9 protein-coding genes and 1 pseudogene are annotated in these 14,753 nt (G+C 46.4%); 9 read left to right on the top strand and 1 reads right to left on the bottom strand.

The genetic code is table 11. The features are described 5' to 3' along the window. Positions 1 to 88 precede the first annotated feature (88 nt). From BST99_RS02675 to BST99_RS02650, 6 genes are all read left to right on the top strand, one after another. Positions 89 to 1,870: an AMP-dependent synthetase/ligase gene (locus BST99_RS02675; protein WP_105000425.1), complete on the top strand. Its 1,782-nt coding sequence runs from the start codon at positions 89 to 91 to the stop codon at positions 1,868 to 1,870. 98 nt (positions 1,871 to 1,968) lie between these two features. Further along, positions 1,969 to 2,439, top strand: a complete 471-nt coding sequence (locus BST99_RS02670) for a MarR family winged helix-turn-helix transcriptional regulator (RefSeq protein WP_105000424.1) — start codon at positions 1,969 to 1,971, stop codon at positions 2,437 to 2,439. Positions 2,440 to 2,451: 12 nt separating this feature from the next. After that, the gene (locus BST99_RS02665) at positions 2,452 to 4,857 is read left to right on the top strand and encodes a 3-hydroxyacyl-CoA dehydrogenase/enoyl-CoA hydratase family protein (RefSeq protein ID WP_105000423.1); all 2,406 of its coding nucleotides are present in this window, start codon (positions 2,452 to 2,454) and stop codon (positions 4,855 to 4,857) included. A gap of 26 nt (positions 4,858 to 4,883) precedes the next feature. Further along, a complete protein-coding gene (locus BST99_RS02660; RefSeq protein WP_105000422.1) occupies positions 4,884 to 6,074 on the top strand; it encodes an acetyl-CoA C-acyltransferase in 1,191 nt (396 codons plus the stop codon). Between the two features lie 47 nt (positions 6,075 to 6,121). Beyond that, positions 6,122 to 7,942, top strand: coding sequence for an acyl-CoA dehydrogenase family protein (locus BST99_RS02655; protein ID WP_105000421.1), 1,821 nt, complete (start codon positions 6,122 to 6,124; stop codon positions 7,940 to 7,942). Positions 7,943 to 8,033: 91 nt separating this feature from the next. Continuing rightward, on the top strand, positions 8,034 to 9,467 hold the full coding sequence (locus BST99_RS02650) for a pyridoxal phosphate-dependent decarboxylase family protein (RefSeq protein WP_105002410.1): 1,434 nt from the start codon (positions 8,034 to 8,036) through the stop codon (positions 9,465 to 9,467). Here BST99_RS02650 and BST99_RS02645 read toward each other — a convergent pair. Continuing rightward, positions 9,468 to 11,266 (bottom strand): annotated as a pseudogene (locus tag BST99_RS02645) (glycoside hydrolase family 15 protein). Positions 11,267 to 11,364: 98 nt separating this feature from the next. Between BST99_RS02645 and BST99_RS02640 the strand changes: the two are divergent. From BST99_RS02640 to BST99_RS02635, 3 genes are read left to right on the top strand one after another with little or no spacing between them, the layout of a single operon-like run. Beyond that, on the top strand, positions 11,365 to 13,584 hold the full coding sequence (locus BST99_RS02640) for a bifunctional alpha,alpha-trehalose-phosphate synthase (UDP-forming)/trehalose-phosphatase (RefSeq protein WP_105000420.1): 2,220 nt from the start codon (positions 11,365 to 11,367) through the stop codon (positions 13,582 to 13,584). Then, the gene (locus BST99_RS14270; RefSeq protein ID WP_181044133.1) at positions 13,577 to 13,753 is read left to right on the top strand and encodes a hypothetical protein; all 177 of its coding nucleotides are present in this window, start codon (positions 13,577 to 13,579) and stop codon (positions 13,751 to 13,753) included. Before BST99_RS02640 ends, BST99_RS14270 begins: the two co-directional genes overlap by 8 nt. A 7-nt stretch (positions 13,754 to 13,760) precedes the next feature. Then, positions 13,761 to 14,747, top strand: a complete 987-nt coding sequence (locus tag BST99_RS02635) for a nuclear transport factor 2 family protein (RefSeq protein WP_219843803.1) — start codon at positions 13,761 to 13,763, stop codon at positions 14,745 to 14,747. The last annotated feature ends 6 nt before the right edge of the window (positions 14,748 to 14,753 follow it).

The following is a 14,753-nucleotide window of genomic DNA, read 5'->3' as shown; positions in this document are numbered from 1 at the left end:
AAGGAGTTAATTGTCCGGGGCTTTTGTTATGTATTTTTTAAAATTCTTCTCTTTTCGCTATTTTGCGATTTCATATTAGTAACTAACTATGCAGCAGGTAACCCGTCTATTTGATTTCCCCTATTACCAACTTGAGACCTACCCCTTAGAGGAATCTTTGGTCACCAAATACAACGGCAAATGGGAAGCCCTTTCCACTCAGCAGTATATCGACAAGGCCAATGCCCTGAGTCGAGGATTACTGCGTCTGGGCGTTCAGCCCAACGATAAAATTGCGGTGATCTCGATGACCAATCGAACAGAATGGAACATCGTTGATATAGGGGTATTACAAGTGGGAGCACAAAATGTCCCCATATACCCGACAATTTCAAAGGAGGATTACGAATATGTTCTGAACCACTCGGAGGCGATATATTGCTTTGTCTCCTGCACGGAGGTTCTCGAAAAAATACTGGAGATCAGTCCTAAGCTTAAGACGGTTAAAGAAGTGTACTGCTTCGATCAACTGGACAACTGCCAACATTGGACGGAAGTCCTGAAAATGGGTGAAGACACTTCCAATCAGGAAGAGGTACAAGCCCGTATGGACGCCGTAAAGCCGGAAGATCTAGCCACCCTGATTTACACCTCAGGAACAACCGGTGTACCGAAAGGGGTAATGCTCTCTCACCACAACATCACCAGCAATGCCCTGGAGAGTTCTGCTCGCTTGCCCATAGCCAGTGGCAAGGTAAAAGCTTTGAGCTTTTTGCCCTTGTGTCACGTGTATGAGCGCATGCTGATCTATCTCTACCAATACCGGGGCGTGAGCATCAACTACGCTGAGAGTCTGGAAGCGATTAGCGACAACCTAAAGGAAGTGAAGCCTCATGTAATGACAGCGGTGCCACGACTCCTCGAAAAAATTTACGACAAGATCATCGGAAGAGGAAAAGAACTCACCGGGATCAAAAAGTCCCTTTTCTTTTGGGCTGTTGAAGTTGGTCTCAAATACGAGCCTTACGGGCAGAACGGATGGTTCTACGAACGCAAACTGGCTCTGGCACGTAAACTAATTTTCAGCAAATGGAAAGAAGGTGTTGGTGGTAATCTCGAATTGATCGCCTCAGGTAGTGCAGCCCTCCAAACACGACTCGCCCGAATTTTCAACGCCGCGGAATTAGGGGTGATGGAAGGTTACGGCTTGACCGAAACCTCCCCGGTAGTGACCGTCAACGATATGCGTCAAGGCGGATTTAGAATTGGTACCGTCGGCAAACCTATTGGGCAGACCGAAGTCAAGATCGCCGAAGACGGAGAAATACTGGTCAAAGGGCCCCAGGTGATGCAAGGTTATTACAAGGATCCAGAAAAAACAGCCGAAGTCATTAAGGACGGTTACTTCCATACCGGGGACATTGGCGAAATAGACAAAGACGGTTTCTTGCGCATCACGGATCGTAAAAAGGAAATGTTCAAAACCTCAGGAGGAAAGTATGTCGCTCCTCAGGTCCTCGAGAACAAATTCAAAGAGTCCCTCTTTATCGAACAAATCATGGTTGTCGGAGAAGGCGAGAAAATGCCCGCGGCATTAATTCAACCTAATTTTGAGTTTTTGGACGACTGGGCTGAACGAAAAGGGTTCGACACCAGCGACAAGGCGAAATTGGTGACTGATCCGAAAATCATCGCTCGATATCAGGAAGAGATCGACGCGGTAAACGAGAATTTTGCCAAGTGGGAGAAAGTGAAACAATTCCGCCTTACACCCGATGTATGGAGTGTTGAAGGGGGCCACCTGACCCCAACCATGAAACTGCGACGCAAAATTGTCAAGCAGAAATACCAAGGACTTTACGAAGAGATCTACGGTCATCCGCCAGCCTAGATCAGCAGACTTCTTTTTGTAATCAGGAAAACTTCTTTGCATAAATTTATTATGCATGCATAATAAATTTTCCTATCTTTGGGCTCACAAATCAATCCATGAGTCCAAGCACAATTGATTACGCCCTACGCGCAACCTGGCAAGCAGTGGCCCGCATGTACAATGAAGAGGCCAAACATTACGAGTTGACGATGGCGATCGGTTTCACCCTATTGAGTATCGATCCCAAATCGGGAACCCCTAGTACCGCTTTAGGACCCAAAATGGGTATGGAGGCCACTTCTCTTTCCCGTATTCTAAAGAACATTGAAGAAAAAGGATATGTGGTTCGTAAGCCGAATCCCAACGATGGCCGCGGAGTTCTCATTCACCTGACTCCCCTTGGATTGAAAAAACGTGCCGACTCGAAAGAGGTGGTCTTGCGTTTTAATGATGTGGTTGAAAAACATGCCGATCATAAGGATCTGGAAAGTTTTTACCGCGTCATGGAAACCATCAATCGCTTAATTCTAGATAAACAAGTGTATACCGCTCGCGAAGAAACGAGCCAAATCAACAAATCGCATTAACCCTAAATAGCAATGAAAAGACCTATTCAAAAAGTGGCAGTTATCGGTTCCGGAATCATGGGAAGCGGAATCGCCTGTCATTTTGCTAATATCGGAGTGGAAGTCCTCTTATTGGACATCGTTCCGCGTGAATTAACGGCCAAGGAAGAGGCGATGGGCCTCACCCTGGAGTCTCCCCAAGTGAGAAACCGCTTGGTAAACGACTCCCTAAAGGCCTCTTTGAAATCTAAGCCCTCTCCTATTTATCACCAGAAGTTCGCTTCTCGAATCAGTACAGGGAACCTGGAGGACGATATCGCCAAGGTATCAGAGGTAGATTGGATTATCGAGGTGGTGGTTGAGCGATTAGACATCAAGAAAATGGTGTTCGAAAACCTGGATAAGCATCGCAAACCGGGAACGCTCATTACCTCGAATACTTCCGGGATTCCCATTCGCTTTATGAGTGAAGGGCGTTCCGAGGATTTTCAGAAACACTTCTGCGGTACACACTTCTTTAACCCTGCGCGCTACCTCAAGCTATTCGAAGTCATCCCTGGTCCTAAAACTGATGCCAGTGTTCTTGAATTCTTGCAAGGGTATGGAGAACAGTACCTCGGTAAAACTTCCGTTATTGCAAAAGACACTCCGGCCTTTATCGGAAACCGCATTGGAATTTTCAGCATTCAAAGTCTTTTCCACGCCGTAGGCGAGTTGGATATGACAATTGAAGAAGTAGATAAACTCACTGGACCGGTTATCGGAAGGCCAAAATCGGCCACTTTCCGTACTGTCGACGTCGTTGGCTTGGATACCTTGGTACATGTGGCCAATGGGATTCGCGAGAATTGCCCGGATGATGAAAGACATGCCATTTTTGAACTGCCTGGTTTTATCAATACCATGTCAGAAAACAAATGGCTGGGTAGTAAAACCGGACAAGGATTTTATAAAAAGACAAAAAACGCCGAAGGGAAATCAGAAATCCTATCACTGGATTTAGAAACCCTGGAATACCGATCTAAAAAGCGTGCGCAGTTTGCCACCTTAGAGCAAACCAAAACCATCGATAAGGTCATCGATCGTTTTCCGGTACTCGTTGACGGGAAGGACAAAGCAGGCACCTTCTTCCGCAAGACTTTAGGGGCCCTCTTTGCGTATGTTTCGCACCGCATTCCAGAAATCGCAGATCAGCCTTATCAGATTGACGATGCCATGAAGGCCGGATTCGGATGGGAACACGGACCTTTCCAGATTTGGGATGCCGTTGGATTCGAAAAAGGATTGGATCTCATCGCAGCAGAAGGTCAAACCGCGTCTGCCTGGGTAGAAGAAATGAAAAGTAAGGGCATCACTCAATTCTACAGCGTAGAAAATGGGGCGAGCTACTGCTACGATCCTACCGCAAAGGATCACCAAAAAATTCCTGGACAGGATGCCTTCATCATCCTGGATAACATCCGCAAAAGCCACGAGGTATTTAAAAACAGTGGTGTTGTGGTGGAAGACCTGGGAGATGGCATCTTGAATGTTGAATTCCAGTCTAAAATGAACACCATTGGTGGTGACGTTTTAGCCGGACTAAACACCGCCATTGACTTGGCCGAAAAAGACTTTCAAGGACTGGTTGTCGGAAATCAGGCGGCAAACTTCTCTGTTGGTGCCAACATCGGGATGATCTTTATGATGGCGGTAGAACAGGAATACGACGAACTGAATCAAGCCATTAAGTACTTCCAGGACACCATGATGCGCATGCGCTACTCCTCTATTCCAACCATTTCCGCACCACACGGGATGTGTTTAGGAGGAGGATGTGAGCTCACCTTGCACGCTGACAAAGTTGTTGCTGCGGCAGAATCCTACATCGGATTGGTCGAATTTGGTGTCGGGGTAATTCCTGGTGGTGGTGGATCCAAAGAAATGGCTCTTCGCGCTTCGGATACCTTCCGTAAAAATGATGTGGAACTCAATGTGCTGCAAGAGCACTTTCTGACCATCGGGATGGCGAAAGTTTCTACCTCTGCATACGAGGCTTTCGACACGGGAATCCTTCAAAAAGGAAAAGACATTGTCGTGGTAAACAAAGACCGTCAAATTGCGACTGCAAAAGCACACGCAAAACTGATGGCTGAGGCCGGATACACCCAACCGATGCGCCGCAAAGATGTAAAGGTTTTAGGGAAGCAAGCATTGGGAATGTTCCTGGTTGGAACTGACAGTATGGAAGCCGGACACTACATTTCTGAGCACGATAAGAAGATCGCTAACAAGCTGGCCTACGTTATGGCCGGTGGAGATCTTTCTGAACCGAGTCTGGTAAGTGAGCAGTACTTGCTGGATATTGAGCGTGAGGCTTTCTTGTCTTTATGTACCGAGCGTAAAACACTCGAGAGAATTCAGCATATGTTGAAAACCGGTAAACCCCTTCGCAACTAAGAACCTATAATCTGAGAGAAAAAATCATGAGAACTGCATATATCGTAAAAGCCTACAGAACCGCCGTTGGAAAAGCCCCTAAAGGACTCTTCCGCTTCAAGCGGCCGGATGAATTGGCAGCAGAAACCATCGAACACATGATGAAAGAGCTGCCTGATTTTGACAAGACCCGTATCGATGACGTTATTGTCGGGAATGCCATGCCTGAGGCTGAGCAAGGTCTTAATATGGCTCGTCTGATCTCGCTTATGGGATTGAGTATTGAAGACGTACCAGGAGTTACGGTAAACCGCTACTGCGCCAGTGGACTTGAAACCATCGGTATCGCCACAGCAAAAGTACAAAGCGGGATGGCTGACTGCATCATTGCAGGAGGAGCTGAGAGTATGAGCTATATTCCAATGGGAGGGTATAAACCTACTCCGGATTACGCTTTGGCTAAAGAAGGAAAAGAAGATTACTACTGGGGCATGGGACTCACAGCCGAAGCGGTAGCACAAGAATTCAAGGTGTCCCGAGAAGACCAGGATGAATTCGCCTTCAACTCCCACCAAAAGGCCCTAAAAGCCTTAGACGAAAAGAAATTTGAAGACCAGATTGTACCGATCGATATTGAGCACACCTTTGTCAATGGTCAAGGTAAAAAGGAAACCAAAAACTACACGGTCGCTCAGGACGAAGGTCCCCGTCGCGATACCAAGTTGGAAGTGCTCGGAAAACTTCGGCCCGTATTTGCTGCAGGAGGAAGTGTTACCGCAGGGAATTCCTCTCAAATGAGTGATGGAGCCGCGTTTGTCTTGGTCATGAGCGAAGAAATGGTCAAAGAATTAAATCTGGAGCCCATCGCACGTTTAGTGAATTACGCTGCAGCCGGTGTAGAACCACGTATCATGGGAATCGGACCGGTTAAAGCCGTGCCAAAAGCACTGAAACAAGCCGGGATGAAGCAAAGCGATTTGGAATTGATCGAGTTGAACGAAGCCTTCGCTTCTCAATCTCTCGCCGTTATACGAGAGCTTGACTTGAACCCAGACATTATCAATGTGAATGGAGGAGCCATTGCTTTAGGCCACCCACTCGGTTGTACCGGGGCAAAACTTTCAGTTCAGCTATTCGATGAAATGAGAAAACGTAACATGCAGGGCAAACACGGCTTAGTAACTATGTGTGTAGGTACTGGCCAAGGCGCTGCAGGAATTTTTGAATTCTTAAACTAAACCCACATACCCAAGTTCGGCTTCGCCGAGAAATAAATAAAAAAAGCATGAGTACAGAAGTAGCAGAAAAAGACATTTTAAGAGGAGGTCAATTCCTGGTAAAAGACACCGCTTGTGAAGACGTGTTTACCTTGGAAGACCTGAACGAAGAACAGCGCATGATGCGCGAGAGTACCAAGGAATTTGTAGACCGCGAATTGTGGGCGCACTGGGAACGCTTTGAGCAGAAAGACTACGCCTACACAGAAGAGACCATGCGTAAAGCAGGAGAATTAGGACTATTGAGTATCGCTGTTCCCGAAGAATTTGGCGGTATGGGAATGGGCTTTGTTTCTACTATGTTGGTCTGTGATTACATCTCAGGAGCCAATGGATCTTTCAGTACAGCTTTTGGAGCCCACACCGGGATCGGAACCATGCCGATTACCTTGTACGGCACAGAAGAGCAAAAACAGAAATACGTTCCTAAGCTCGCCTCTGGAGAGTGGTTTGGAGCCTACTGTTTAACCGAGCCGGGAGCGGGATCTGATGCCAATTCAGGAAAAACCAAAGCGGTCCTTTCTGAAGACGGAACCCACTACAAGATCACCGGGCAAAAAATGTGGATTTCTAACGCGGGATTCTGTAGCCTCTTTATCGTCTTTGCCCGTATCGGTGACGACAAAAATATCACGGGCTTCATTGTAGAGAATGATCCAGAGAACGGAATCACTTTGGGTGATGAAGAAAAGAAATTGGGTATTCACTCCTCCTCTACCCGTCAGGTTTTCTTCAACGAAACCAAAGTACCGGTAGAAAATATGCTTTCTGAGCGGGGTAATGGATTTAAAATTGCCATGAACGCTTTAAACGTTGGACGTATTAAGTTGGCAGCCGCTTGTTTAGAGGCTCAACGCCGTGTGATCAACGAAGCGGTAAACTACGCCAGCGAACGCGTACAGTTCAAAACCCCGATCATTGAGTTTGGTGCTATCCAGGCCAAGATTGCTGAAATGGCGACCAATTGCTACGTAGGTGAATCTGCCTCTTATCGTGCAGCAAAAAATATTGAAGACCGCATCGCCATTCGTATGGCCAGCGGAAACACCCACCAAGAAGCCGAACTCAAAGGTGTAGAAGAATACGCCATTGAATGTTCTATCCTTAAGGTTGCGGTTTCAGAACACGTACAGCAAACTTCTGATGAAGGAATTCAGATCTTTGGTGGTATGGGCTTCAGCGCCGATACGCCCATGGAATCTGCCTGGAGAGATGCACGTATTTCTCGAATCTACGAAGGGACTAACGAGATCAACCGTATGCTTGCGGTAGGTATGCTGGTTAAGAAAGCCATGAAAGGACATGTAGACCTTCTCGGACCAGCGACGGCTGTAGGAGAAGAGCTGATGGGTATTCCTTCCTTCGATACGCCAGACTACTCGGAACTATTTGCCGAAGAAAAAGACCTGATCAAGCGCTTGAAAAAAGTATTCCTGATGGTTGCTGGAAGCGCCGTTCAAAAATTTGGTCCAGATCTCGAGAAGCACCAACAATTGCTGATGGCTGCTTCTGACATCCTGATTCAAACCTACTTGGTTGAATCTACGCTTCTGCGTACCGAAAAGAACGTCAAGCGTTTTGGAGAAGAAAGTCAAAAAACACAGATTGCCATGACCCGCCTGGGGCTTTACCGCGCCGTTGATGTGGTAAGTGACAAGGCGAAAGAAGCTATTGTATCTTTTGCTGAAGGCGACGAGCAGCGTATGATGCTTATGGGACTGAAGCGATTCACCAAGTACACCAACCACCCTAATGTTGTGGGCTTGCGCACAGAAATAGCTAAGGGAGTAGCCGAGAACAAAGGCTACACCTTCGACCAGATTAACTAAACACTAACCCTGGCTATAGAATTAAACCACGGCTGTCGCCGTGGTTTTTTGTTTGTCTGCAGTTGGTGCTTAGATGGCTTATTTTTGCAATATGGAACAGACGAGACTCGAACGCCTTTACGACCGTGAGTGCTTTCAAGAGCAAGCACAGTCTTTACTCGAATTGCTTGGAACACACCTGGACCAAACACAATCTGGAACCCAGGAAAAGGTATTGAATTGGAATAAACCTGAAAATGAGCTTCAATTCTGGAAAGACTTTGCCAGGCAGGCCGATAAAGGATTTACGGGTTCTAGTTTGACTGACTTTTTCGTGAATACCCTGTCCCACACCATTCATACCCATCACCCTCGTTACGTTGGACACCAGGTGACTTCCCCCGCTCCACCAACCACTTTAACGGCTATGCTAGGCGCACTCTTGAATAACGGGATGGCCATTTATGAGATGGGTATGGCCCCCACCGCCCTGGAACGCATTGTTACTGATAGACTCTGTGAGAAAATCGGTTATGACCAGAACAGCAGAGGTCTATTGACTTCAGGAGGGACCCTAGCCAACCTAACCGCACTGTTGATGGCGCGCCAATCGCGGGTGAGCTATGATGCCTGGCAAGAAGGGCTTCAAAATCAGCTGGGTATTTTAGTGAGCGAAGAAGCTCACTATTGTGTCGATAGGGCAGCGAAAATCATGGGCCTTGGAGAAGCGGGTATTCTATCGGTTCCCGTAACCAAGGACTATGCTATGGATACTAACGCTCTAAAAGAAGTCTATCAGAAAGCCAAAGCAGAGGGTATTGAAGTATTTGCTTTGGTCGGAAGCGCACCTTCAACCGCTACCGGAGTATATGATCCTCTAGAAGAACAGGCTGCCTTTGCGAAAGAATACGGCCTTTGGTTCCATGTGGACGCCGCTCATGGAGGAGCTGCCATTTTTTCGGAAGACTACAAATACCTCATGAAAGGAGCAGAACAAGCCGACTCGGTCGTCATTGACGGACACAAAATGATGTTGATGCCTACCCTTACGACTGCTCTACTCTACAAAAATGGGCAAGATGGCCAGCAGACCTTTTCTCAAAAAGCCAGTTACCTTTTGGAAGACACAACGGAGGAAGACTGGTACAACGGGGCCAAAAGAACCTTTGAATGCACGAAGACCATGACCAGCTTGCATTGGTATTTGTTGATGGAACTTTACGGTATAGAGGTTTTTGACGAATACGTCACTCGCCAATACGATTTAGGTAGAAGCTTTGCTGAGCAAATTCAGGCTGATCCCGATTTTGAATTAGGACTGCAGCCCCAGTCGAATATCGTTTGTTTTCGGTATGTAAAAGAGGATACGACCGAAGAAGAACTGAATCGGCTCAATGCGCAAATTCGTCAGAAGGCATTGGAAACCGGGCGTTTCTATCTTGTTCAAACCCGTCTCAAAGAAAAACAGTTCTTGCGGTGCACCTTGATGAATCCTTTTACGACTCCGGAACACTTGCAAGAACTGTTAGCACATTTACGTCCTTAACTAAGCAATAGATTCGAGCATTTTCTGCTCTCCTTTCTTTTTAGAAAAGTTAATTGCGCATTCAATAAGGGCCAAGTGTGAGTACGCTTGAGGGAAGTTACCCAACAACCTCTTGGTTTTAAAATCGATGTCCTCGCTGAACAAACCAAGGTGATTGCTGTAACTCAATAGCTGTTCGAACTGGGCCAAAGCTTTGTCCTCTTCTCCAATTTTGAAGAGGGCATTGATGAACCAGAACGTGCAAATGGTAAACGAAGAGGACGGTAACCCAAAGTCATCTTCGTTCTTGTAACGGTATAAGAGACCGTCATTAGAAAGTTCTTTTTCAATCGCTTTTACTGTACTGACATATTTAGGGTCCTTGGCATCAATAAAGCCATAAGGTTCCATCAAGAGAACAGAGGCGTCCAAGTGATAGGAGCCGTAAGACTGCACGAAAGCATCTACATTAGGGTTCCAAGCATTCTTGTGAATGTCCGCCTTGATCTCCTTTTCAAGAGTGGTCCATTTTTCAATCTTACCTTGCTTTCCGAAAATCTTGGCCACTTTTAGGGCACGATCAATGGCCACCCAACACAAGACTTTTGAAAAGGTGAAATGACGGTCCTCTCCGCGGAATTCCCAGATTCCCTTATCGGCCTCACGCCAGTGCTTATCGACGATCCAGACAATTCCCTTGGTAATGCTCCAAAGTTCTTCTCCGTTTTCAATATCGTTGTCAAATTTGATCAACTGTTCGTAGATCACATCCATGAGAATCCCATAGATGTCGTTCTGTTTTTGCTTGTAAGCGGCGTTACCCACTCGAACTGGGCTTGAGCCTTATACCCTTCCAAGTGATCCAGGGTCTTTTCGGTGAGTTTTTTCTCTTTGTTGATACCGTACATGATCTGCAACTTCTCGTCTTTGTCCGGCATCAGATCAATAATGAATCGCAAAAAGCGCTTGGCGGAATTCTTGTGGCCCAATTCCGATACCACTTTAATTACCATCGACGCATCTCGAATCCAGCAGAAACGGTAATCCCAGTTACGAACCTCCCCAATCGTTTCTGGGAGAGACGTCGTAATTGCAGCCAGAACGGCACCGGATTTATCGTAAGTGAGCATTTTGAGTGTCAGGGCACTGCGAATGATCTGATCATTGAATTTCTTATAGGTCGGGGTGCGGTCTACCCAATCCAACCAGTAAATCTTGGTTCTTTCTAACTCCAGAAGTAATTTGTCTGTGCTAGGCTTCAACAACTTTTCGTTGTAGCAAATCAAAAAGTAACCGTCGGCGGTGAGTTCGATTTCCTTGCCCTCGACCACATCCTTTTTGTTGAAAGAAGTATAGCAAAATAGCGTGTCGTACTTCTGCTGCTGGGCTACACTGACAATAAAGTTTTCTTTAATGTGGGTGTTGGTTTTTCCCTTGGCATATTCCAAACGAGGATCGTAGCGCACAGAGAATCGAGGTTTACCCGAGATATGTTTAAAGTAACGCACGATTTCCGGCGGCGAGTTGTAATGCCCTTTGATCTTATAGTATCGCGGCATGAAGTCGTGAATCTCAAAAACATTCTCGCCATCACTGTAGCGGGTAATAAGAATAGACGTATTCTTTTCGTACGCCTGAGTAATCTCGTAATTGTACTTGACCAGGATCTCAAATCTACCTCCGTTTTCTTCATCTAAGATGCGTGCGAAGACTGAAGAGGAGTCGAATTCTGGTAGGCAACACCAGTCTAAAGAACCTGTATCCGAGATCAAAGCTGCGCTTCGGCAGTTGCCGATTATTCCGTAATTTAGGTTATCCATAATAGGTAATGAGCTTTATCGTAGGCCTGTTCTCCGTTCTTTTATAATCGAAAAATCAGAATTTTATTACATTTTAGTCTGCCCTAAGGCTCTTTTTCATGAGTAAAACTATCATTATTTCCAATAGATTACCGGTACAACTGCAAATTAGTGATGGGGGCATGTCTGCCATCCCTAGTGTAGGTGGTTTGGCCACTGGTATGAAGTCGGTACACGACGGAAAAAACAGTCTTTGGATAGGTTGGTCCGGCCTGACCGAAGAAGACACTCCAGAGAGCCTAGTACCTGCAATTGACAAAGCGCTTGCAGAACAGGGTTGTGCCCAGGTATCACTGACAAAAGAGGAGGTTGACGGATTTTATTTTGGTTTCAGTAACCGAACCATTTGGCCCCTATTTCACTACTTCTTAGAGTACACAGAATTCGAACTTTCCTTTTGGGAAACCTACCGGCAAGTGAACCAAAAATTTGCAGATGCGATTTTGGCTCAAAGTGGTCCGGATGACATCATTTGGGTACACGATTATCAGCTCATGTTGGTCCCTCAAATGGTCAAGGAAAAAAACCCGGGAGCGACAATAGGATTTTTCTTACACATTCCTTTTCCTTCTTATGAAATTTTCAGAACTATGCCTTGGAGGGAAGAAGTGCTTCAGGGCTTACTCGGTTCCGATCTCATTGGCTTCCATACCTACGATTATGAACGTCATTTTTTAAGCTCGGTCAGACGCTTACTTTCTTTAGACGTCCACTTCAATGACATTTACCTCGACAACCGCATTATCAAGGTAGATTCTTTTCCGATGGGAATTGATTATAAACGGTTCCACGAGGCGGCTGTGGCCAATGACCAACTCAAAGGGAAAGAACGCTCAGATTTGCAGAAAAAACTGGACGATCACAAAGCGTCAGCTCCAGGGACTAAACTCATTTTATCCATTGATCGCCTGGACTACAGTAAAGGTATCGCCAAACGGATCAATGCCTTTGAATATTTTTTGAGGAAATACCCGGAGTACAAAGAAAAGATGCGCCTGATTATACTGGCCGTACCCTCCCGCTCCAATGTACCCCAGTATATGCTGCTCAAAAAGGAGATCGATGAATTGGTAGGACGTATTAATGGTGAGCTTTCGACCGTTAACTGGACCCCCATTTGGTACTTCTACCGTTCCATGCCGTTCGAAAACCTGATCGACCTTTACACCAGTTGCGATATCGCTTGGCTCACTCCTCTCAGGGATGGAATGAATCTGGTCGCCAAAGAGTACATCGCCACCCGAACCGATAAGACCGGTGTTCTGATTCTCAGCGAAATGGCGGGATCCGCTTACGAAATGAACGAAGCCCTGCTCATCAACCCCAATAATTTTGAGCAACAGGCCGACACCCTGAAACGGGCGTTTGAAATGCCTAAGGAAGAACAAATGGCCCGTAATATGTTCTTGCAAAAACGCTTAGAACGCTATAACGTAGAGGTCTGGGCCCAAGAATTCATGTCCGTACTCAAAAACCAAAAGAGCGAGGAACAGGAGCAAGTGGTAACCCAAAAATTCGACTCCGCCATACAATCGACTGTTTTGGAACAGTACCAATGTGCCCAAAAACGACTGCTGTTTCTCGATTACGATGGAACACTCACCGGCTTCCACAAAGATCCTCAAAAAGCCTCTCCGGATGAAGAGCTGTATCAACTCCTGGACAGTCTTCACCAGCAACCGGGAACCACTTTATTTTTAATTAGCGGACGAGACAAAGACACCTTTAGCCGTTGGTTCCAGCACAAAGGCTACAATATGATTGTTGAGCACGGGGTCTGGATTTCGCGTGGTGGGGAGGATTTCCAGATGATGGAACAGGTGAAAAACGAGTGGATGGAAAACATCAAACCCGTATTGGAATCTTTTGTCGACCGTACACCAGGGTCCTTTATTGAAGAAAAGAATTATTCCCTTGCTTGGCACTACCGGAACACCGATCCCGATTTTGGAGAAAAGCGGGTCACAGAACTCAATACCGTGTTGCGCAGCCTGATCGGCAATGACGAAATCAGTGTACTCAACGGAAATAAAGTGGTAGAGGTCAAGAGCAGCAATGTCAACAAGGGTCGGGCTTCATTGCGTATATTAGGGGAAAAGACCTTTGATTTTGTCTTTGCTATCGGAGATGACTGGACAGACGAATTCATGTTTGAATCGCTCCCGGAATCAACGGTATCTGTCAAGGTTGGTCTTCAAAAAACACAAGCCAAATATTTTGTTCAAGGCACCAAAAAAGTGCGTGAACTGCTAAAACACTTTACTCAGGCCCATGTTTAAAAAACTACTTCTTCCCGGACTACTCGCCGTCGTCAGTATGTTGTCAGCGCAAAACAATTCCGAACTCTATATCCTCCCTTGGAATGGGGAGACGGGTAAGGCCCAAGGGAGCGCTGTAAGGAACATTTCGCAAAATCCCGGTTACGACAATCAGCTTCTTTGCTTCTAAAAACGAATTGGTTTTTGCCTCAACCCGCAATGGCCAAACAGACATAGCGGTTTATGACATCAAGGCCGAAAGCCTGGTCTGGGCCAGTAACACACCCGGAGGCAGTGAGTACTCCCCACAGCGAATGCCTGGTAGTAAGAACTATTCCGCGGTTCGTTTGGACACCACAGGCTTGCAAATGCTGTACGCCTACGAAACCGAAACTGGAAAATACACCGAATTACTCCCCGATGTTAAAGTCGGGTATTACCTCTGGCTAGACACCAATCGCCTTTTGACCACGGTCCTGGTCGATAACCGCATGGATTTGGTTCTTTTTAACCGAGAGACGATGGAAGAACGCGTACTACACAAAAACGTTGGACGCTGTTTGCAATTTCTTCCCGATCGCAAGAGCGTTTCTTATGTGGCGCGAAGCCAAAGCGGGAATGAACTCTATTCCCTGGATTTAAAAAATTTCAACGCCAAGCCCCTTTATCCGCTTGGGACCGTAGAAGACTACGCTTGGCTTCCAACCAAAGAACTGGTCTATGGCTCCGGTAAAAAGCTAATCCGATTGAACCCCTTTGCCAATGCTCCAAAAGCCCGTACCTGGGCCAGTTTTAAGGATGTTGTCAACATCAGTCGAATCGCTGTAGGAACCGATTATGTTGCCTTTGTCGGAGAACCGAGTCCGGAAGTGGTCGTCCAAGCACAATTGGATGCCTACAACAGAAAAGACCTGGAAGCCTTTATGGACACCTACTCCGATGACATCAAGCTCTACACCTTTCCCGATCAACTAAGCGTTGGTAATCGCGAACAAATGTGGAAAGACTACAAGGGCTACTTCGACCGTACCCCGGATCTTCACGCCAAATTGGTGAACCGTATGGTCCTTGGGAACAAGGTGATTGACCAAGAAGAAGTAACCGCAAACGGTCGCACTTTTGAAGCCGTAGCCATTTACGAAGTCCGCAATGGTAAAATCTACAAGGTGACCTTTTTGAGGTAAGCCTTA

The sequence above is a fragment of the Aureicoccus marinus genome (assembly GCF_002954325.1).
In the GTDB taxonomy this organism is placed as follows: Bacteria; Bacteroidota; Bacteroidia; order Flavobacteriales; family Flavobacteriaceae; genus Aureicoccus; species Aureicoccus marinus.
Note: the sequence above shows the minus strand (reverse complement) of the source record. Positions and strands in the feature narration are given on the sequence as shown.

Bases quoted from the DNA above. Each gene is read 5' to 3' on its own strand.
- BST99_RS02675 (WP_105000425.1), top strand. From the start codon at position 89: ATGCAGCAGGTAACCCGTCTATTTGATTTCCCCTATTACCAACTTGAG.
- BST99_RS02670 (WP_105000424.1), top strand. From the start codon at position 1,969: ATGAGTCCAAGCACAATTGATTACGCCCTACGCGCAACCTGGCAAGCA.
- BST99_RS02665 (WP_105000423.1), top strand. From the start codon at position 2,452: ATGAAAAGACCTATTCAAAAAGTGGCAGTTATCGGTTCCGGAATCATG.
- BST99_RS02660 (WP_105000422.1), top strand. From the start codon at position 4,884: ATGAGAACTGCATATATCGTAAAAGCCTACAGAACCGCCGTTGGAAAA.
- BST99_RS02655 (WP_105000421.1), top strand. From the start codon at position 6,122: ATGAGTACAGAAGTAGCAGAAAAAGACATTTTAAGAGGAGGTCAATTC.
- BST99_RS02650 (WP_105002410.1), top strand. From the start codon at position 8,034: ATGGAACAGACGAGACTCGAACGCCTTTACGACCGTGAGTGCTTTCAA.
- BST99_RS02640 (WP_105000420.1), top strand. From the start codon at position 11,365: ATGAGTAAAACTATCATTATTTCCAATAGATTACCGGTACAACTGCAA.
- BST99_RS14270 (WP_181044133.1), top strand. From the start codon at position 13,577: ATGTTTAAAAAACTACTTCTTCCCGGACTACTCGCCGTCGTCAGTATG.